Origin of the sequence: Photobacterium kishitanii, assembly GCF_000613045.3 — a bacterium.
In the GTDB taxonomy this organism is placed as follows: Bacteria; Pseudomonadota; Gammaproteobacteria; order Enterobacterales; family Vibrionaceae; genus Photobacterium; species Photobacterium kishitanii.
Genome location: NZ_LN794353.1, coordinates 251690 through 271032 on the forward strand (window position 1 = coordinate 251690; position 19343 = coordinate 271032).

The window sequence follows — 19343 nt, forward strand, 5'->3', positions numbered from 1 at the left end:
TTCATTTCATCATTCATATATAAATAATTACAGATGATTATCGTTTCCGATTATAATACGCATTGTATTTCATACTAATACAATGCTAAGTCTATAATTTATCTATTGAATAATTAAGTATGGCTTTACCTATAAACTCAATATCTTTCTTAGTGCATTTATCTCTAGCTATTCCCTCATTAATTACTTGGTCGAATGACGTCTGTCTGGCATTATGCGCCAAAGAACGCCGTAGTCAGTAAACGGTACAAAAAGAGTGAAGGTCGCCAGTGGTAGAAAACAGCCAGCAATTAAGTAACAGTTATAACGAGCATGGTTACTTTGTTATCAGAAATTATTTCGATGAAGCTCAAATTTCCTTACTTAGAAAAGTGGTATTAAAATTCCATGAATTGTGGAAAGCAGACAATGAAGAATTCTATCAAGAAGAAGCATTTAACTCGTCTTTAATTACAGGAAGCGAATATTTACCTATCACCGATAGAACAATCCTGTTTAACTTCATTAGCTCAAAAAAAATCATGGAAGTGGTCGATGCAGTGATACCAAACAATTCTGCATTTATGAATACGCAACTGTTCTTCAACCCTGTGAACCCACAACAAAAAGACTTCTGGCATCGTGACTGTCAATATGACTACGACATTGAAGACCAAATGAAAGTCATACTAGAAACGCAAGTATTACACCTTCGCGTGCCCTTATTTGATGAGCCCGGCATGGAGATCATACCTGGGACGCACAAGCGATGGGACAATGAAGAAGAATACAATGTTCGCCAAGAAGTGAATGGTAAAGTAAGCAACGATAGCATCTCCGGCGGCAAACAGATTGCGTTAGCGGCAGGCGACTTGTTGGTTTTTTCAGCCGATATGATTCACCGAGGTCTATACGGATTAGATCGTTTAGCACTGGATATTTTAATTTTTGATTCAGCGGCTGATTATGTCGACTACGTCGATGACGATTGTTTACCCACTCAATCAATACTGAATAATATTGCCGACCCAAGGTTATTCATGAACACACTACACCTAAAGTCGATGGTCTGTTCTTAATAGTTGATTGAATGCACTAGCATACAGATGCGATATTCATAGAACAGTACGTTGAAGTAGGATAAATATGAGTTAGCAGAATAGCTAACTCATTCGTAGCAAGGAAGCACCTTAGCCGATTTTTCGAGACATGCAGTAAAACCTATCATCATCACTATCAACCGCAAAACCAACTCTTTTATAAAGGTGGTAAGCCGGACTGATTTTAAATACGCGTAACCTCAGACGGTTTACGCCAAATTCAAGTGCTAACCGCTCACATTCATTAAGCGCCTCAGCTCCAATACCTTTGTTCTGATAGTTATGGCTAACTTGTAAATCACGAACATAACAACCATCGTTATCAAAGGCTAAACGGATCGCTCCAACAACCTCGCCATTAAACAATATATCGAAATTAACTAGATTATGAATTTGCTCTTCGATTTTAGAGCGCTCCCAATCAACAGCATAATGATCATAATATGAACACATATTTTTATAAGTAATATTAGCCGATGCAGAAAGATCAGCTGTTGGCTGGTATGAAATCATCATTAATCCTTTAATTTATTGATGCTATGAAGGCTATATCAATTTAAAACATTTATATTAACCAAATTACCTAGGACTAAGCGATATCTTTTTAGAGCCCTTTCAGTCTCTAAAAGATATTCGTAGAATAGTTGAAACTTAGATAACAATGTATAGATTCGCTATCACCTGCTCTCATTATAATGAATGGCGAAAACTAGAATTCTCCGCCAAATATTAAACAACGTTATTTTAAAAATTGATTAATTGCTGCGTTGACTTCTACTGGATGAGTTAAGTTAACCGCATGACATGCACCTTCAACAATGACCATTGTTGAATTAGGTAAAGCATCATGAAGCATTTGAGCCGCTTGCAAAGGAATACCAACATCATCTTTACCATGAAGAACTAAGCAAGGCAGTTCTATTTTACTCACATCAATCGCATTTCTTGTCGTCATCGCAGTCATTGGGTGATAAATGTTTTCTTGCTGATAAGAAAGCCAAACTTTTTTCCAGTTACTTTGCTCATATTCATCATCACCAATAATCACCGGTAATAATGTATTAACGATTTGCTCTCGAACAATGACATTATTCCAATTATCTCGAAGTTGATGGTACGACGATATTGTTTCAGGATTATCACTTTCAGCTTGAGTCGCAATTAAAATTAAAGCATCGACTAAATTGGGCTTTATTAGTGCAATTCGTTGTGCAACATATCCACCCATTGACATCCCTGCCAATATGATTTTAGTAATACCTAGATGTTCTAATGTATTGATGACATCACAGACTAAATCGTCTAACGTAAATGCTTTATTATCCCACTCAGTTTGTCCAAACCCTCTAAAATCAAAGCAAACCACTCTATATTGAGATTTGAAATGTTCAACTTGATGTTTAAACATTCGGGAGTCCATAAAGAAACCATGTAAAAAAACAATCGTCTTTTTGTCGTTATTACCAGGTGAGCTATCAGTATGATAGATATCATTAAAGTTATACATACATCATTCCTATTTAACTTCATTTAATTCCATGTACGCATTTTTATACATAAAATATATTAACTTAACAAGTAGTTAAATAATGAATATAACGATAAGCACTAACAAGTCCATGCTGCTTGGATATCGATGAGAGTCACTGAGAACTCATAGAGCGAGGTTAGAATCAAAAATAAGAGTGTTCATATCATTGACGTTGAACACTCAATTATTGAAAATCAATTAATATTTTATTGCCAGTTTGGGTTTTGGCTTAATGCTTGTGTAAATACACTTTTCACCTGCTGATCAGGCTGACCTATATATTGATAAGTGGCATAAATACTCGGTGTATTAAGAGCATCTGGTACATCTTTAACATGCACAATCATGGAATATTTGTGATTATCATCTGATGTTAATGTAATCATAAAATCGCTGGCACAATCATGTGGCTTACAAAAAGAAACTGCATCGTAAGTATGCCCCCCCATAACAATCGCTTCTAATGGTGACGTTACTGTATCGTCTTTTATCCAATCTGGTAGTTGCTTTTCAACACTAGCTATCGATTGAACCGCATTCGAAGCGGCAGCATTGGCATTGCTACTCGTCTGAGATAACGCTGTATGGGAACTATTACATCCAACCAACATGACGCTGATCGCAGCCACTAACAACAATTTTTTCATTCTGATTCTTATACCCAAAAGTTAGGTTTATAATTAAAATATAAGTAATCAACATCATATAACCAAACAACATATAACAACTATTACTTTATACCTTAGAACACAAGCAAGATGCTATTGGTACATGTTCCATTCAGCTACAACACCAAATAGCGAATGTTTTCATCGAAAATAATCAAATAGCATACCTTATTAAGGTAATTTAGGTTATGGTGTTGATAATTCAATAAAAGAAGTGATGATATGCAACCAATTACAGAAAAACTGATTACTTTAAAAAACGCGTGGATGGCTAGCCATGTTACTGATGCTGAATTTCCAACCCCATTAAGTGAAAAAGGTTTACATCTGTATCAACTTGCACATTCAGAACTATCTGCAGAAATTATTGACTCCATTACCTCCCCGAATGAATCATCGCTAACGTTTTACCCTGTAGATTGCCACCCTCTTACTATTCGCTATGCGTTAGTGTATTCAAGCTATTGGCAACAAGAAAAACAACAACAGGCTATTGTGGAATACCTAACTCAAATTATGTTTGAAGCGGATGCAAATGCACAACTCTATGTGGGTTTTTACAACAGTAAACCTGCGGCAACGGGAATGATTTATACTGATATAAATGATGACGAAAAAGTGTCTTTAGTTAGTGATATACATGCACTCCCTCTGCCAAATCAAACTCAACTAATGCAGGATATGGAACAATATTTATTAAATGTTGCTCAACAAATATCCACAACAGTAATACTGCAAAAATAAGATTGATTATCGAGATGCAATACTATTGCATCTCGACACTTTCAATCCCTATATTTCAAAAACACCACCTCACTGCTGCTCCTTTTTGACGCCTTAATAAACTCTGCCATAATTACTAATACAATTTCATTTATAGCGGCACTCAATTGCAGTATAAATAAATTAATAGGATAAGGGTTGATATGAAAGGAATCATTTTTACCGAGTTTATTACAATTGTAGAATCGAAGTTCGGTTTAGACGTTAGTCAGCAAATGCTCGATGATGCTAACGATAGTGGTGTTTACACTGCGGTTGGCAGCTATGATCACCGACAGCTTATTAAACTGATTATGAGCTTAAGTCATATCACCAATGTTCCTCCATCACAGCTTCAACAAACCTACGGACGTTTAGCTTTTCCTGCATTATTACAATCACTGCCAATTTTAGACATTAAGACTGATAATACTTTTAGTTTTATAGAGAAAGTTGAACGACACATTCATCTTGAAGTTAAAAAGCTCTACCCTGATGCAACGCCTCCTAAATTTATATTTAGTAATAAAACACAATCAACAATGACGATGGATTATCATTCGGCTCGCTGTATGGGCTATGTGTGTATGGGGCTATTGGAGGGCTGTGCTGATTATTTTAATCAATCACTAACAATCACAATGCAGCCAATGAATACAGCCCAAAGCCATGTCAGATTTTCATTAACACTTACTGGTGACTAACATGGATGCTAAGCGCCATATTATGTTATTAGAACATAAATTAGAGCGAGAACATGCTTCTCGTATTATGGCTGAGAAATTATTAGAAATTAAAAGTCGTGAACTTTTTACCACTAATAGCATATTAGAAACATCATTAAAAAAACTACAATTACAGGCAGAATTAAATTCAGAACAGCTCACGTACCAAACCAAAATTGAAAATTTACTCTTAACATATGCGCGGCTATTTTTAAAACAACCCCCTTCTCGCAGTAATATTCAACAGTTAATCGATAGTTTAGTTGATGGTGTCTATATTAGCGCATGCTATATCTCCATCATGCCAATTGAAAATATTGCTATTAGTGGTGAGTATTGCAGCGGAAGACAACAAACATGGCAACCACCAGCAGATCTGCCAAATAAACTATCATTATGGGATTCCAGCACTAACCTTTATTGGATAGCACTCATCAATAGTCGTGGTATTGTTGGCTATTTTGCGGCAAAAATATCAAGTCCTACAAAAAGTATTAATGTTATTCAGCAGCGTTTAGCTTTATTTTGTGAGTTATTTAGATCGGCAATTGGACGTCAAATTACACTCAGCCAAGCAATTCACGCTCGCCAACGCGCAGAAGATTCAGAACAATCAACCCGCGATTTTTTAGCCATGATTAACCATGAATTACGTACACCTCTCAACGGGTTGTTAGGCTCCGCAGAGCTGTTACAAGATACGCCATTAAATCCTAATCAAACTAAATTACTCACGACCTTAAATCATTCAGGCGAACTACTTCGAGCGATAATAAATGACTTACTGGATTACAGTAAAATAAATGCTGGAATGTTAGAGTTAATAGAAAAACCATTTGATAGCCATTTATTAGTGATAAAACTAAGAGATATATTTTCTCACTGTGCGCTAGAAAAGCGATTGGATTTTAATATTGAATATAGTGCTGATATTCCGCGTTCAATTCGCGCTGATGAAGATCGCCTCAAACAAATTTACGTCAATCTCATCGCTAATGCGATAAAATTCACTCAACAAGGGTTTGTACATGCTAAGTTCAGTTGGGAAAATAATTGCCTTCTTTTTACTATAAAAGACAGTGGTTGCGGTATAGAACAACAGCAACAACATAAATTATTTAAACCATTTAGTCAGATCGATATATCCAGTAAACGCAGCCATGAAGGAACGGGATTAGGTCTTGCAATTTGTAAACAGCTCTGCGAGCAAATGAACGGTAAGATTACCTTAGTGAGTGAACAAAATATTGGCACTACTTTTTCAGTATCACTCCCATTAACGATTAGTACGATTGATGAAACACTTTCAACCCATTCTCCTGCTAGTCATGAAGCATTACAAAAGTTAAAGATTTTGGTTGTTGAAGATTTAAAAACCAATCAAATGATCATTCAATTAATGCTTCAAAAACATAAAATCGATATCACTATCGTTGATAATGGCCAAGCCGCTTTAGATATCATCGCCGAGCAGCCATTTGATATTGTATTTATGGATTGTCGTATGCCAATCATGGATGGCTATTGTGCTACCAAAACGTTACGTAAACAAAAATTCACTAAGCCCATTATTGCCTTAACCGCAGGTACCACTAGCGCCGAACGTGAAGCTTGTATCAATGCTGGTATGGACGATATTTTATGTAAGCCCTACATGGCATCCGAATTACTTGCGATGCTCAATTCATGGTGTAATGCATCATAAACAAGCCGTGAGCCAAACATCGGCATCACGGCAATAATATCCCAAGTCTAATCCGCTTTCGCAGATGCAGATGTTGCGGTAGTAGTCGCCACTGGGGACATCTTAGTTAAATCAGCAAGTGATGGCGACGGTTGTTGTACTAACTCATCAGCTTGAGGGCGTAATGTCGGCTTCAGCAATACATACTCCATAATATCACGTGCAAATGGTGCTGCATGCCAACCCCAACCGCCATGTTCGAGTACCACAGTAACTAAAATACTTGGATCATCCGCAGGCGCAAAACCGGTAAATAATGCATGATCTTTAAAGTGTTCTGTAACTTCATTGGCATTGTAATGCTCAGTATCTGTCAATGAATACACCTGACTTGTTCCCGTTTTACCCGCGACTTGAAACTTCATATTTTGGAACATTTTTCTGGCAGTTCCTTTTTCAACTACCAACTCCATGCCCTTTTTAATGATCGCCCAATCTTTTTGAGGAACCGATGATAACGGCTTGAAATCAGCAAACGTGACGGGTTGTTGCGTTTTCCCATCAATAATATCTTTCAATAAATGAGGTCGATGCTCAATACCATCTTCAGCAACCACAGACGTTGCTTTCGCTATCTGTATGGGGGTCGCAGTCCAATAGCCTTGACCAATACCTAACGGTACGGTATCACCTTGCATCCACGGCCGATGAAAACGTGCCATTTTCCATGCTCGAGTAGGCATATTTCCCGTTGAATCTTCGTTTATATCAATTCCAGAATGTTGGCCATAACCAAATTTTGTCATCCACATTGACAGTCGATCAATACCTAAGCCATAAGCCACTTGATAAAAATAGGTATTCACGGAGTCTTCAATCGCTTTATATATATCAACATTATCAAAGCCTTGCACTCTATCATCTCTAAACTTACGACTTTTGCTATTAGGAATTCGCCACCAGCCATGATCATTACGTATAGTATTCACCGTAATTACCCCAGTTGTTAATCCTGCTATCGCAAGTTCAGGTTTAACGGTCGAACCCGGTGGATATAAGCCCAATGTGGCACGATTAATTAATGGATGTGCGGGATCATTTAATAACGCTGCATAAGCTTTAGATGAAATACCATTAACAAATAAATTAGGATTATAACTAGGGCTTGAAACCATCGCTAAAATCGCCCCATTCTTAGGATTCATAGCAACAATAGCACCACGACGCACTTTAGTTACCATTAAACCCGTAGTGGGATCTTTCTGCTGTAATGTCAGTAGTTTTTGCGCATAAAGTTGTAGATTAATGTCTATGGTTAGTTTTAAATCTTTACCAGCTACTGGCGGAACATAAGATAACGTCCGTACAACGCGACCATGACTATTTACTTCAACTGTTTCATAACCGGTTTTACCGTGCAGCAGATCTTCATAATAATGCTCAATGCCCAGCTTACCGATAGTACGGGTCGCTTTATAATTCTCGTATTTACCACTCTTTTTTAGAGCTGCAATATCACGATCATTAATTTTACCTACATAACCTAGCAAGTGAGTTAACGATGCGCCGTAAGGATAATAACGCTCAAGATATGCATCAATATTGACTCCTGGATATTCAAATTCATTAACTGAAAATACCGCAACCTGTTTATTATTCATCTGCGCAATTAGCGTTACAGGCTTAAACGCTTGTGTTTGTAATTTAGCTTTATTAAACGCAGCAATATCTTGATCAGAGATACCCAATAACTTCTGAAGTTGAATTAACACCTGTGGCAAATTTTGTACTTTATCTGGGATTATTTCTAACGAACAAACAGGAATATTGTCCGCTAATATAACCCCATTACGATCATAAATACGACCACGATTAGGCGCAACTGGGAGCAGTTTAATACTATTGCGATTAGAGCGTTCTTTATACTCACCATAATCTTGTACTTGTAAATGATAAAGGTTAGCAATTAACACACAGGTTAAAATAATAATACCAATAAATGCTTGAATGGCTCGACGACCAAATAAAGCATTTTCTTGCTCATGATCGCGAATCTGACGCTGGCGGTGTTTTTTCATAGAACGGTAAATAGGCTCGTAATCAAAGGAGAGAGTTCGCTAATGGATAAATAATAACACTGTATTGATTCTTTATGGGAATATAATCTGTTATAGAGATTTAAAACATAATAAATCTGCATGTATTTGATGCTAATTTCATCATTAAAAGTCAAATAAAATTGATTGTCTTCGATTTACAACTGAATGGATAACGCTACAATACTGCTCTTCTTAAAGCTAAAGATCTAAAAATGATTAATTCTCGTTCTGCAAATAGCGTTATTGTGCTCGACTTTGAAACCACAGGCCTTTCACCAGCACAAGGTGATCGCGCAATAGAAATTGGTGCGGTAAAACTTGAAGATGGTCATGTTGTAGCACATTTCCAACAACTGATGAACCCAGGCTTTCGTATCAGTAGTTTTATCGAAAACTATACAGGCATCAATAATAATATGCTTCGCACTGCCCCTTGTTGTGAAGACGTTATGGCCGAATTTGCTGATTTTATTGGTGATGCTAATCTTGTCGCTCACAATGCATCTTTTGATCAGCGTTTTCTTGATGCTGAACTTGAATTGATAGGCCGAAAATATAGCGATCAGTTTGCATGTTCAATGCTTATTGCTCGACGTTTATATCAACATGCTCCTAACCATAAACTAGGCACTTTAGTGGAATACAAACATATTCACCATGACGGCATATTTCACCGAGCATTAGCGGACTCCGAAATGACAGCACGTTTATGGCTAGCAATGATTGATGATATGAAGCAGCAATATGGCATTAGCGATGTACCATTTTCATTAATGCAAAAATTTGCTAAAACACCTAAAGCGAATATCAATAAATTATTTAGTTAGTTTGGTTACAATAAAGCATCACTGTTATTAATGAGCCACTCTGGTATGCTGCATATCAATAATTTAGCGTAATCATAAAGCCCAAGTTATACACTTCGGCTATATTTACTGAGAGTGTAGTGTGCCAAACATTAATCAGCCTTCTTATGAAGTGCCATTGCCTACCGTTAAAATTGCCAGTTTTAACTTATTAAATTATCTTGAACCGCCTATGGCTTATTATGATTTTCAGAATATTTACACGACTGAGCAATGGCATAAGAAACAAGCATGGATCACGCGCTTTCTCACTAAAAATCAACCGGATATTATTGGTTTTCAAGAAGTATTTAGTAGTGAAAGCCTACAAACATTACTAGAAAGTGCGGGTTATCCTTATTATGCCGTTGTTGACACGCCAACGGTTATTGATGATTTCATCTATCGAAGTCCTGTCGTCGCTATAGCATCCAAATTTCCTATTGTTGAAATAGCGCCAGTCTCTGCAGATCAACAAGCTGCCTCATTATTAGGTTTATCTGAATTTCATTTTAGCCGTCAACCATTACGAGCCACTATTGATATTCCACATATTGGTTTAACCGATTGCTATGTAACGCATTTCAAATCAAAACGTTCATTATTTGATGATCCACTTCCCGATACTATCGTGCCGTCAGAGACAGCATTATCTCGTTTTGCAGGCCAACGTTTAGGCAGTTGGGGATCAGCTATGCTACGTGGTACAGAAGCTAATTTATTATTATTGGCAATTCTGAAACAACGGGAATCAAGCACGCGCCCTATGTTACTAATGGGAGATTTCAATGATGAACTCTCAAGCTCATGTTTAGAACAACTAATAGCAGGAAATGTTTTTGGAATGTCAGACAGTGATATTAAGCGTTTAATTGGATATTACCGTCTTTATGATAGTTGGGATTTATTTACCCAAAATACCGAACAGGTATCATTGCTTCGCTCACCTACTCATTATTTTGGTAGTAAAACCTCAGTTCTCGATTATATTTTATTATCACAAGAGTTTAATGCCCAATACCTAGGTTCATTGTTTGAAGTCAGTGATTATCATACCGAAGATAAGCATTTAATTAACAGTAGTTTTGACGAAGATGGTTATAGTACCGACCATGCAATCCCATGTGTGACGTTGTCACTAAGAAACTAATCACAAAAATTTTAGCTAAAAAAACCAGCGCTAATGAACAATCATCACACGCTGGTTATTTATCAAACAGGTTTATTAAATCTGTTTACATAAAGCTACAATCGCAACTTTAATTTACTGCTGCAGCTGCAGGCTTACGATTACGCTGAGGAGCACTACGACGACCATCAGTCTTCGGCTTTTCATCATTATGACGACGAGACGGCTTACCATCTGTTGCTTTAGGTTTTGCATCAGTAGGACGAGGCTTACGTGCAGGCTTAGCACCTTCCACGCGTGGTGCATCATCACTACGTGCCGTTGGTTTACGACGAGTCGTTGGCTTACCATTAGAACGTGGACGCTTTTCACCATTAGCCGTAAATGATTGTGGTTTCTTAGGCTTTTTAGCCACTAATGGACGCGTATCCAACCTTGATACTGGAAGCTTAATCGATGGTTCAAAACCTTCAACGATTTCACGCTCTAAGATTTGCTTAGTCATACGTTCAATCGCAATTAGATCACCAAATTCATCAGCACAAACTAATGAAATAGCTTCACCTACGCAACCTGCACGGCCTGTACGACCAATACGGTGAACGTAATCTTCAGCAACATGCGGTAATTCAAAGTTAACCACTTGTGGTAATTGTTCAATATCTAAACCACGAGCAGCAATATCCGTTGCAACAAGTACACGAACTTCGCCTGATTTAAAATTAGCAAGCGCTTTTGTACGTGCGCCTTGGCTCTTATTACCGTGAATCGCAGCAGATGAAATACCACGGCTTTCTAAGTGAGTCGCTAATCGGTTAGCACCATGTTTAGTTTTAGTAAACACTAACACTTGCTTCCAATTACGCTCATTTAACAGTTTTGTTAATAAATTTGCTTTTTTCTTTTGATCAACAGGGAAAATCCACTGTTTAACCGTTGGTGCAGTTTGGTTGCGTGGATTAACATCAATCTCTACAGGATTATTAACTAAGCCTTTAGCAAGCGCACGAATGTCATCAGAGAACGTCGCTGAAAATAGTAAATTTTGGCGCTGCTTTGGTAATAACGCTAAAATTTTACGAATATCACGAATAAAGCCCATATCTAACATACGGTCAGCTTCATCCAACACTAAAATTTCAACATCACGGAATTTAACCGCATTCTGACTGTGTAAATCCATCAAACGACCAGGCGTGGCAACTAAAACATCAGCACCTTGACGTAAACGAACCATTTGTGGATTGGCTTTCACACCACCAAATACAACTGCTGAATTAATTGGCAAATTTTTGCTATATTTTGCAACATTCTCACCAACTTGAGCTGCAAGCTCACGCGTTGGAGTTAAGATAAGTGCACGAATATGATTTGAACGAGCAGGTCGGCCACCAGATAATTTTTCTAGTAGCGGCAATGTAAAACCTGCTGTTTTGCCTGTACCCGTTTGTGCCGCCGCCATGACATCCTTGCCTTCCAGAATAGCCGGAATTGCTTGCGCTTGAATTGGGGATGGTTTTTCGTAGCCTTGCTTAGCAACGGCTTCAAGAATTGGGGCGGATAGGCCTAAAGAGGCAAAACTCATAGCATCTCTCTTGTATAAATTAAACGCATAATAGCGTAGTAGATTGCTCATCTACTGATAAGCAGGCAATCGTCCTATAAATATTCATAGGCATGATGCGAAAAAACAGAAAAACGACCAAAATCATATTTCTGTTTAAGATATAAGGTGGATATTTTTTTACTATTATTTAGCGTCAGACTCAGTCTCAGCATCGGCAATAGCATCAGATACAACATCTGTAGTCTCAGCAACCAGTGCGGCTTCTGCATCAAGCTTGGCACGTTCTGCTTTAGAAATATAACGAGGCTTAGTGCTTTTATTAAGCTTAGCATTCGCCTTCTTCATTCTCTTTTTTAGCGTTTCGTTAATTTTTTTCTTTCTATTCATAATCGTGTCAGTTGATATTTTGAGCCATTTTTAAACAGGGGGCTGATTGTAATCATTCGCAGCTGAATAACAAGCATTATCCTCATAATGCAATTATAAAAGCCCAATTATCATCTACAACACAATCAAACATAACTAATTCGACTATTACTAATAACATCAAATTCATTATTAAGGTATATACAATGTCCGAACGACAAACTGTAACTGTATTACTTTTTGAGCAATTTGAACTTCTCGATGCATTAGGCCCACTAAATATGTTTGGTTTATTACCCGAACATTATCAATTACAAATTATCACGGTAGACGGTCAACACGTTACAAGCACTCAAGGAATAAGTCTTCAACCCATGTTAAGTTTTAATGACACAATTTCGACTGGCATTTTGATTGTTCCTGGTGGTGTTGGCGTTAGGTTTGCCACTCACAATGAAACAATTTTAACATGGTTAAAAAAAGTAGCACCGCAACAAAATATTATATGCTCTACTTCTACAGGTGCGGCATTACTTGCCAACGCTGGCCTACTTAACAATGGCAAAGCAACGACGATGCAAAAATATCTTGACTGGGTAAGCCAATTCGGTCGCGATATTCAATGGCAAACATCTGCTCGCTGGGTGCATAGTAACAACATATTTACAGCATCAGGTTGCTCTGCAAGTATTGATATGTCACTTGCCATTATTGGCCTTCAACACGGTGATGCTATCGCTCGTCGTATTGCAGCTGACACTGAATACTTATGGTTAAATGATCCTAATGATGACCCGTTTGCACCATTACATTTAATAAAATAATTGAGCCAAAATAAAGAACCCTACTCCCACATTACATAACTTTTTACTGCGGTAGCCGACTTAAGCAAATCAATCAAAGGTACAGCACGAACAGCAATACCAATTTCTGGTTCTTTTTCGTCATCCTCATCATCAATAGCTTGTTGCGCATCTTGATGTGAAATTTGCTGCTGTTTTACTAATTCAATATTTTTTTCTAAATTCACAAGAGCACTAGCAACATCTTCGGCTCTTATTGCCCCTGGTACCTTGGTTGAAAACCCCATCATGGTAATTAATGACTGAGCTATATCGCCAAACATAGTTACATTGCCATGATCTTTACTACTAAATGTTACTAACATTATTATCTCCAATTTTTAAATACTTACCCATTGTTTACATATTTAACCACACAATCACTTTTCATTACATTAATATCGCATTACATAAATAATTACGCACAAATAGCAATATATATTAAGCACGCACTTGTATATGTAAATGATGCTGGTACAATTGAAAACATTGTTTAGGTAAATGTAACATTCTTATAATGAACATCTTGGGTAATTTTTCTCTTCTTTTATTATGTATAATTACAGGCTGTGATAAAGATAGTCATATTGATTACTCTTCATTTAACATTAAACCAGAAATTATTTCGTCTCAAGATCAACAAGGATTCATTATTACTGATACCTGTAGTCCTTTTAACATACCAGTAGATTTCAAAAATCTTAAAAATGCATCTAGATCATTAATTAATTCTGATTGGTTATCTAATCCACATTATCTTGAAGATATTCACAATCTAATTTACCTATTCAATCAAGCACACATTAATGATTCTGATGTTTTCATTAACTCACTGAATAATAGTGCCTTAATATATAAAAATAACATGATTGAAGTAAATAGTTTAAAAAGAAAACTTCAAACTGATATCACCAATAAGTTAAATTATTACCAACAGGCAATAGCATCAATAAATACACGTTTATCAATCATGAAAATGGATGAAAAACAACATATTGAAAATGTTGCGATGATAAAAAATGCTATAAAAGAAAAACAAAACTATTATACAAAACTACGTCGAGATCTAACAGATGATCTACGTAAACTTCAGTTAAATGATAGCCTTATCTTTGACCTAATTTCAGATATTAAGTTTAAATATAGAGCACATCGCACCGTTAATTGTTCAAAATACTTAGGCTCTTACCAACAAGTTACTTTTCCATCGCCTCATGCTTGTATTTATTATAATAATGCCGAATTAATTGCCAATGTACCAACGAAATACCAGCAACAAGTGACCACTATTTTCGATAAACATGTTCCGAATTTATGGGATACAATGCTACAACTCAATGGTTATTTCGCATCTAATTATAATAAGCAAGTTTTCGATAGTTATTTACAAAAAGATTTAGTCATAGCTACTAATAACTTAGCGATAAAACGTACTCTTAACGCCGAGAAAAAACCTTGTAATACTATTGATGCACAACTAAAAAATCTGAAAAAATTAAATGCTGCGATGACAAATAATATTAATAAATCGCTACTTGATAACAATAATGAAATTAACATCTCATCACCTGACTTTTATACAAAACTAACGCCATTATTAATAAATGGGAAAGTAAAAGACCCTATCATTAATTTCTCATTACTTTATAACAATAGAGTTTTAATTAAAAAGTTCACCAATGAATATGCTACAAAAATACTTAATGAATATCCTAAGTCACTCACTTTTGTTGTAGCTGATAACGGTACATTCACCCTACCTAAAATACGGGCAAAACACTATAAAGTAGTTATTGATATAAATGAAAATTACAGTATTGTTTATGACGGTCGTAATGTTTTAGCACCGCCAACCGCTTTCACTAAAAATACACCAAATACAACCGCAATAAAATATAATCTAAACCAAATTATTAGCCAACAATTATTTAATCAATGGTTTCACACTTAATTCAACTATCAATTAAAAACCTAAACTTTGAGCTATTTTCATCCATTCTCTAGCTATATTAGTATTATTGTTTGTATTAGGCATCATTTCAGTAATGTGTACGATAGTTGCATGATTGCCATGACAACTCGAATCATAATTAGCAATAAAAGTATAAAAAATCGGTTGCCGTGTATCAGAAAGAGCACACCAATTTTTGGTTAAAATACCGCCCTTTTCTACACACACATTACTAATAAAATGCTGATACTTACTCATTATTGATTGCTGATTATCATTACACCAAATTTGCTGATAATCCATATAACCTAATGTAGGGTGATACACAATATTTTGCTCAGGCTGTAAACTTTTCGTTTGATGATCAATGTATGCTTGCGTTGACATAATCGCACTTGATGATGCTGAGTTTATATCGTAGGCATAAGCAAAATTAAAACACACACTGGATAGAAAACTAAACATCAGTATGCTATTTACCGTTAATTTCCATTTTAAGCTACGCATGATCTTCTCCTTAGCCAACGATAAAAGACAATTAACACTGTCTTAAACAAATACAAAATTACTCAACTAATTATTAACAATCTACTTAAGAAATAACAGTATCCTTAGTAAATAATAATAACAAATAGTGTCCTATTTACTGTACATCTTTCATTATTTATTTCCATACCAGCGGCAATAGTAAGTACACTTATATGAGTAACTACTTCTTTTCATGATATTACTTATTGGGTATAAGCCCACTGGAGTCATTATGAATAAAAAAACGCTCATTGCTGACACTCATGATATTTTTGAGGCTTTTATTATTAATGGATTACATCGTAATTATTGCATTTATTGTCAATTCCCCTTTAATGACCATTTAGTCAATCAACATAATTATGGTGAACATTTTGATATCGAGTTTAATGATGGCTATAGATACCACCAATAAAAAAAGCTCCTACTGATTATGAGTAGGAGCTTTTTTAATCTGTTACATCATGGCGATTTAAAGTATTAACCAACTATTTTTGACGACGAATTCTGACATCACTAGCAAGTTGTCGTAATACTTTGTCAGTATCGTCCCAACCAATGCAGGCATCAGTAATACTCTGTCCATACATTGGTGTTTCACCATCAACAATATCTTGACGACCTTCAACTAAATGGCTTTCGATCATCACACCAAAAATAGCATTATTACCATTAGCAATTTGTTGCCCTACATCCGCAGATACAACTACCTGACGTTGATACTGCTTTGAACTATTAGCATGACTGAAATCAATCATTAATTTATTACGCAAACCAGCATCAACAAGCTGCTGCATAATTTTATTAACGTCATCAGCGCCATAATTAGGTGCTTTACCACCACGTAATATAATATGACAATCTTCATTACCCGCGGTTGCAACAATCGCTGAATGGCCATATTTAGTTACAGATAAGAAATGATGGGGCGCGCTAGCTGAGCCAATAGCATCTGTTGCAATTTTAATATTACCATCAGTACCATTTTTAAAGCCAACCGGACAAGAAAGCCCTGATGCAAGTTCACGATGCACTTGTGATTCTGTTGTTCGAGCCCCAATCGCCCCCCAACTAATAAGATCACCCATATATTGAGGCGTGATCATATCTAAAAATTCACCTGCTGTTGGCAAACCTAAATCAGTAAGATCTGCTAATAGTTTTCGTCCGATACGTAAACCATCATTAAGTTGAAAACTATTGTCCATATACGGGTCATTAATGAGTCCTTTCCAGCCAACGGTTGTACGCGGCTTTTCAAAGTAAACCCGCATTACAATTTCAAGATCGTCTTTCAACTCATCTCGTAATTGTTTTAGTTTCTTACCATACTCTAATGCAGCCACAGGATCATGAATTGAACAAGGCCCAACAATCACCAATAAACGATCATCTTCATCATTTAAAATTCTATGAATAGATTGACGTGATTCATAAACAGTTTCGGCTGCTTTATTCGACGCAGGGAATTTTTCTAAAACAGCAATCGGTGGTAAAAGTTCTTTGATCTCATTAATTCGAACATCATCCGTTTTATGCATACTCATATTCCCTATAATTCCTTTTAATAGATGGTGATTAGTCTGCAAAGACAAATAACCATATAATCTTTAATCTGATACATTTGCTTAACTTATCGTTTAAAAACTTAGAGTGCAAACTGTTATTTCATCAAAATCTGAATGAATCCTGACATTCAGTTATAAACATTGCGTTATTCTGCGTATAATTGACAACATATGAACAGGAAATATTAAAAACACAAAATAATCATTACACCAGAGAATAGAAAGCCTGTAAAATATACTTATAAGAACTAATTACCATAAAAGCTATAATGCTTTGAAAGGTATACATATGGTCAATATATTATTAAAAATAATATTGATAATGACCGATATATAATTTCAATAGTTATGTATTCTTTAATCATAAAAAAACATAAATAAAGAAAATACAAAGATATGTCAATTACATTTAAGGGATACTGCATTGTCTGAAAAAAATATAATCACATTTAATAATGTTGACAAATGGTATGGCCATTACCATGCATTAAAAGATATTAATCTTTCTATTGCAAAAGGTGAAAGACTGGTCATTTGTGGACCATCAGGATCAGGAAAATCAACACTCATTCGTTGTATAAATGGTTTGGAAAAATATAATCATGGTGAAATCACTGTTGCTGGACATTCATTAAACAATAAAGAACTTCATGCAATACGAGGTCAAGTTGGCATGGTGTTTCAGCATTTCAATTTATTTCCGCATATGACTGTTTTAGATAACCTTACATTAGCACCTCGTCGAGCATTAAAAATGTCAAAAGCTGATGCGGAACGTTTAGCTCGTAACTTTTTAGAACGGGTGCATATTGGCCATCAAGCCGACAAATTTCCAGGACAACTTTCTGGAGGACAACAGCAACGTGTCGCAATCGCTCGTTCCTTATGCATGAAACCTAATATTTTGCTCTTTGATGAGCCAACATCAGCGCTTGATCCTGAAATGATCCGTGAAGTCCTTGATGTAATGAAAGAACTTGCAGATGATGGTATAACAATGGTGTGTGTAACCCATGAAATGGGATTTGCACGTCAAGTTGCTGATCGGGTTGTGTTTATGGATCAAGGAGAGATTGTGGAAATGGCAACTCCAGCGCAACTGTTTGATCATCCTCAGCACCAGCGCACACAACAATTTCTCGAAAATATTCTTAGCTATTGAGATCAAAATAATGACCCAAGATACACGATCTCGAATCCCTAATTTTATTGCTATCACGTTACAAGTGATTTGCGTAGCTTCAATTATCATGTGGCTACTGAGCAGCGGCGCAAAAGCAATGCATTATCACTGGCAATGGTATCGTATTCCTGAGCACCTGTGGTTTTACGAGGATGGCCAATGGTATCCAGGCGAATTAATTGAAGGCTTAATAGTTACTCTGAAAATATCAGGGATCAGTTTAGTCTGTACGGTTGTGATCGGTTTTATTACCGCGCTATTACGTATGTCAGATTCTATCGTTGGTCGTAGTCTTGCTCGTGGATATATTGAAGTTATTCGTAGTACACCATTACTCGTGCAAATCTACTTATTATATTTCGTCTTTGGTCCAGTATTAGGTATTGACCGTACAACGACGGCAATCCTAGCGTTATCCTTATTTCAAGGCGCATACAGTGCCGAAATCTTCCGAGCAGGATTACAAGGTATTCCACGAGGCCAACTTGAAGCAGCAGAAAGCTTAGGATTATCTCAAATTGATAGTTATCGATTTGTTGTTATTCCACAGATGTTTAGAAAAATTATCCCACCACTTACAAATGAGGCGGTGTCTTTAGTAAAAAACTCTTCTATTGTCAGTATTATGGCTATATTTGATTTAACGACAGAAGGACGAAATATTGTTGCAGACACAGCGATGCCATTTGAAGTTTGGTTTACTGTGGCAGCAATCTATCTCTGCATAACCTTAACATTATCAGCATTAGCAATTTGGCTAGAACGCCGCTTAAATATTCCTAATCACTAAATTTATACGTACATCGATGGAGAAAG

At 36.3% G+C, this 19343-nt stretch carries 20 protein-coding genes; 11 read left to right on the plus strand and 9 right to left on the minus strand.

All coding sequences use genetic code 11. The features are described from left to right. Positions 1 to 269: 269 nt before the first annotated feature. Positions 270 to 1058, plus strand: coding sequence for a phytanoyl-CoA dioxygenase family protein (locus PPBDW_RS16430; RefSeq protein WP_036790443.1), 789 nt, complete (start codon positions 270 to 272; stop codon positions 1056 to 1058). Between the two features lie 111 nt (positions 1059 to 1169). Here PPBDW_RS16430 and PPBDW_RS16435 read toward each other — a convergent pair whose 3' ends face one another. The 3 genes from PPBDW_RS16435 to PPBDW_RS16445 all read right to left on the minus strand — a co-directional run bounded on the left by PPBDW_RS16435 (position 1170) and on the right by PPBDW_RS16445 (position 3257). Beyond that, positions 1170 to 1592 carry a GNAT family N-acetyltransferase gene (locus PPBDW_RS16435; protein WP_036790445.1) on the minus strand — a complete coding sequence of 141 codons (423 nt, stop codon included), beginning with the start codon at positions 1590 to 1592 and terminating at the stop codon, positions 1170 to 1172. A 226-nt stretch (positions 1593 to 1818) separates the two neighbouring features. Further along, entirely contained in the window at positions 1819 to 2586 is a 768-nt protein-coding gene (locus tag PPBDW_RS16440) for an alpha/beta fold hydrolase (RefSeq protein ID WP_036790448.1), read from the minus strand. A 230-nt stretch (positions 2587 to 2816) separates the two neighbouring features. Continuing rightward, positions 2817 to 3257 carry an Ivy family c-type lysozyme inhibitor gene (locus PPBDW_RS16445; RefSeq protein ID WP_036790451.1) on the minus strand — a complete coding sequence of 147 codons (441 nt, stop codon included), beginning with the start codon at positions 3255 to 3257 and terminating at the stop codon, positions 2817 to 2819. 243 nt (positions 3258 to 3500) lie between these two features. Here PPBDW_RS16445 and PPBDW_RS16450 point away from each other — a divergent pair, with 243 nt between their 5' ends. From PPBDW_RS16450 to PPBDW_RS16460, 3 genes are all read left to right on the plus strand, one after another. Continuing rightward, the gene (locus PPBDW_RS16450) at positions 3501 to 4022 is read left to right on the plus strand and encodes a hypothetical protein (protein WP_036790453.1); all 522 of its coding nucleotides are present in this window, start codon (positions 3501 to 3503) and stop codon (positions 4020 to 4022) included. Between the two features lie 182 nt (positions 4023 to 4204). Continuing rightward, positions 4205 to 4744: a heme NO-binding domain-containing protein gene (locus tag PPBDW_RS16455; RefSeq protein WP_036790457.1), complete on the plus strand. Its 540-nt coding sequence runs from the start codon at positions 4205 to 4207 to the stop codon at positions 4742 to 4744. Between the two features lies 1 nt (position 4745). Further along, positions 4746 to 6470 (plus strand): ATP-binding protein, encoded by a 1725-nt coding sequence (locus tag PPBDW_RS16460; protein WP_036790460.1) that lies wholly within the window; start codon positions 4746 to 4748, stop codon positions 6468 to 6470. Positions 6471 to 6517: 47 nt separating this feature from the next. Here PPBDW_RS16460 and mrdA read toward each other — a convergent pair whose 3' ends face one another. Beyond that, positions 6518 to 8527 carry a penicillin-binding protein 2 gene (mrdA, locus tag PPBDW_RS16465; RefSeq protein ID WP_036790462.1) on the minus strand — a complete coding sequence of 670 codons (2010 nt, stop codon included), beginning with the start codon at positions 8525 to 8527 and terminating at the stop codon, positions 6518 to 6520. Between the two features lie 233 nt (positions 8528 to 8760). Between mrdA and PPBDW_RS16470 the strand changes: the two genes are divergently transcribed. Continuing rightward, complete coding sequence (locus tag PPBDW_RS16470) at positions 8761 to 9375, plus strand: 3'-5' exonuclease (RefSeq protein ID WP_036790465.1); 615 nt, start codon at positions 8761 to 8763, stop codon at positions 9373 to 9375. Positions 9376 to 9496: 121 nt separating this feature from the next. Next, a complete protein-coding gene (locus PPBDW_RS16475; RefSeq protein WP_230850358.1) occupies positions 9497 to 10543 on the plus strand; it encodes an endonuclease/exonuclease/phosphatase family protein in 1047 nt (348 codons plus the stop codon). A 109-nt stretch (positions 10544 to 10652) separates the two neighbouring features. Here the strand turns inward: PPBDW_RS16475 and PPBDW_RS16480 are convergent, their stop codons facing one another. Beyond that, the gene (locus tag PPBDW_RS16480) at positions 10653 to 12107 is read right to left on the minus strand and encodes a DEAD/DEAH box helicase (protein ID WP_036790467.1); all 1455 of its coding nucleotides are present in this window, start codon (positions 12105 to 12107) and stop codon (positions 10653 to 10655) included. 165 nt (positions 12108 to 12272) lie between these two features. Next, entirely contained in the window at positions 12273 to 12476 is a 204-nt protein-coding gene (locus PPBDW_RS16485) for a DUF2986 domain-containing protein (RefSeq protein ID WP_036790469.1), read from the minus strand. A gap of 185 nt (positions 12477 to 12661) precedes the next feature. On the opposite strand from PPBDW_RS16485, the gene PPBDW_RS16490 reads away from it, so the two are divergent. Beyond that, on the plus strand, positions 12662 to 13279 hold the full coding sequence (locus tag PPBDW_RS16490; protein ID WP_036790470.1) for a DJ-1/PfpI family protein: 618 nt from the start codon (positions 12662 to 12664) through the stop codon (positions 13277 to 13279). Between the two features lie 20 nt (positions 13280 to 13299). On the opposite strand, the gene PPBDW_RS16495 is transcribed toward PPBDW_RS16490, so the two are convergent. Further along, a complete protein-coding gene (locus PPBDW_RS16495; RefSeq protein ID WP_036790472.1) occupies positions 13300 to 13623 on the minus strand; it encodes a DUF1840 domain-containing protein in 324 nt (107 codons plus the stop codon). 200 nt (positions 13624 to 13823) lie between these two features. Here PPBDW_RS16495 and PPBDW_RS16500 point away from each other — a divergent pair, with 200 nt between their 5' ends. Next, a complete protein-coding gene (locus PPBDW_RS16500) occupies positions 13824 to 15248 on the plus strand; it encodes a hypothetical protein (protein ID WP_156312907.1) in 1425 nt (474 codons plus the stop codon). A 12-nt stretch (positions 15249 to 15260) separates the two neighbouring features. On the opposite strand, the gene PPBDW_RS16505 is transcribed toward PPBDW_RS16500, so the two are convergent. Continuing rightward, on the minus strand, positions 15261 to 15755 hold the full coding sequence (locus tag PPBDW_RS16505; protein ID WP_036790474.1) for a hypothetical protein: 495 nt from the start codon (positions 15753 to 15755) through the stop codon (positions 15261 to 15263). 253 nt (positions 15756 to 16008) lie between these two features. On the opposite strand from PPBDW_RS16505, the gene PPBDW_RS16510 reads away from it, so the two are divergent. After that, on the plus strand, positions 16009 to 16191 hold the full coding sequence (locus tag PPBDW_RS16510) for a hypothetical protein (RefSeq protein ID WP_036790475.1): 183 nt from the start codon (positions 16009 to 16011) through the stop codon (positions 16189 to 16191). 73 nt (positions 16192 to 16264) lie between these two features. On the opposite strand, the gene aroG is transcribed toward PPBDW_RS16510, so the two are convergent. Next, positions 16265 to 17317 (minus strand): 3-deoxy-7-phosphoheptulonate synthase AroG, encoded by a 1053-nt coding sequence (gene aroG / locus PPBDW_RS16515; protein WP_036792778.1) that lies wholly within the window; start codon positions 17315 to 17317, stop codon positions 16265 to 16267. Between the two features lie 451 nt (positions 17318 to 17768). On the opposite strand from aroG, the gene PPBDW_RS16520 reads away from it, so the two are divergent. Beyond that, complete coding sequence (locus tag PPBDW_RS16520) at positions 17769 to 18506, plus strand: amino acid ABC transporter ATP-binding protein (RefSeq protein ID WP_036790476.1); 738 nt, start codon at positions 17769 to 17771, stop codon at positions 18504 to 18506. Positions 18507 to 18516: 10 nt separating this feature from the next. Then, the gene (locus PPBDW_RS16525; protein ID WP_036790478.1) at positions 18517 to 19317 is read left to right on the plus strand and encodes an amino acid ABC transporter permease; all 801 of its coding nucleotides are present in this window, start codon (positions 18517 to 18519) and stop codon (positions 19315 to 19317) included. Positions 19318 to 19343: the final 26 nt, after the last annotated feature.

Bases quoted from the DNA above. Each gene is read 5' to 3' on its own strand.
- PPBDW_RS16435 (WP_036790445.1), bottom strand. From the start codon at position 1,592: ATGATTTCATACCAGCCAACAGCTGATCTTTCTGCATCGGCTAATATT.
- PPBDW_RS16440 (WP_036790448.1), bottom strand. From the start codon at position 2,586: ATGTATAACTTTAATGATATCTATCATACTGATAGCTCACCTGGTAAT.
- PPBDW_RS16445 (WP_036790451.1), bottom strand. From the start codon at position 3,257: ATGAAAAAATTGTTGTTAGTGGCTGCGATCAGCGTCATGTTGGTTGGA.
- PPBDW_RS16450 (WP_036790453.1), top strand. From the start codon at position 3,501: ATGCAACCAATTACAGAAAAACTGATTACTTTAAAAAACGCGTGGATG.
- PPBDW_RS16455 (WP_036790457.1), top strand. From the start codon at position 4,205: ATGAAAGGAATCATTTTTACCGAGTTTATTACAATTGTAGAATCGAAG.
- PPBDW_RS16460 (WP_036790460.1), top strand. From the start codon at position 4,746: ATGGATGCTAAGCGCCATATTATGTTATTAGAACATAAATTAGAGCGA.
- mrdA (WP_036790462.1), bottom strand. From the start codon at position 8,527: ATGAAAAAACACCGCCAGCGTCAGATTCGCGATCATGAGCAAGAAAAT.
- PPBDW_RS16470 (WP_036790465.1), top strand. From the start codon at position 8,761: ATGATTAATTCTCGTTCTGCAAATAGCGTTATTGTGCTCGACTTTGAA.
- PPBDW_RS16480 (WP_036790467.1), bottom strand. From the start codon at position 12,107: ATGAGTTTTGCCTCTTTAGGCCTATCCGCCCCAATTCTTGAAGCCGTT.
- PPBDW_RS16485 (WP_036790469.1), bottom strand. From the start codon at position 12,476: ATGAATAGAAAGAAAAAAATTAACGAAACGCTAAAAAAGAGAATGAAG.
- PPBDW_RS16490 (WP_036790470.1), top strand. From the start codon at position 12,662: ATGTCCGAACGACAAACTGTAACTGTATTACTTTTTGAGCAATTTGAA.
- PPBDW_RS16495 (WP_036790472.1), bottom strand. From the start codon at position 13,623: ATGTTAGTAACATTTAGTAGTAAAGATCATGGCAATGTAACTATGTTT.
- PPBDW_RS16505 (WP_036790474.1), bottom strand. From the start codon at position 15,755: ATGCGTAGCTTAAAATGGAAATTAACGGTAAATAGCATACTGATGTTT.
- PPBDW_RS16510 (WP_036790475.1), top strand. From the start codon at position 16,009: ATGAATAAAAAAACGCTCATTGCTGACACTCATGATATTTTTGAGGCT.
- aroG (WP_036792778.1), bottom strand. From the start codon at position 17,317: ATGCATAAAACGGATGATGTTCGAATTAATGAGATCAAAGAACTTTTA.
- PPBDW_RS16525 (WP_036790478.1), top strand. From the start codon at position 18,517: ATGACCCAAGATACACGATCTCGAATCCCTAATTTTATTGCTATCACG.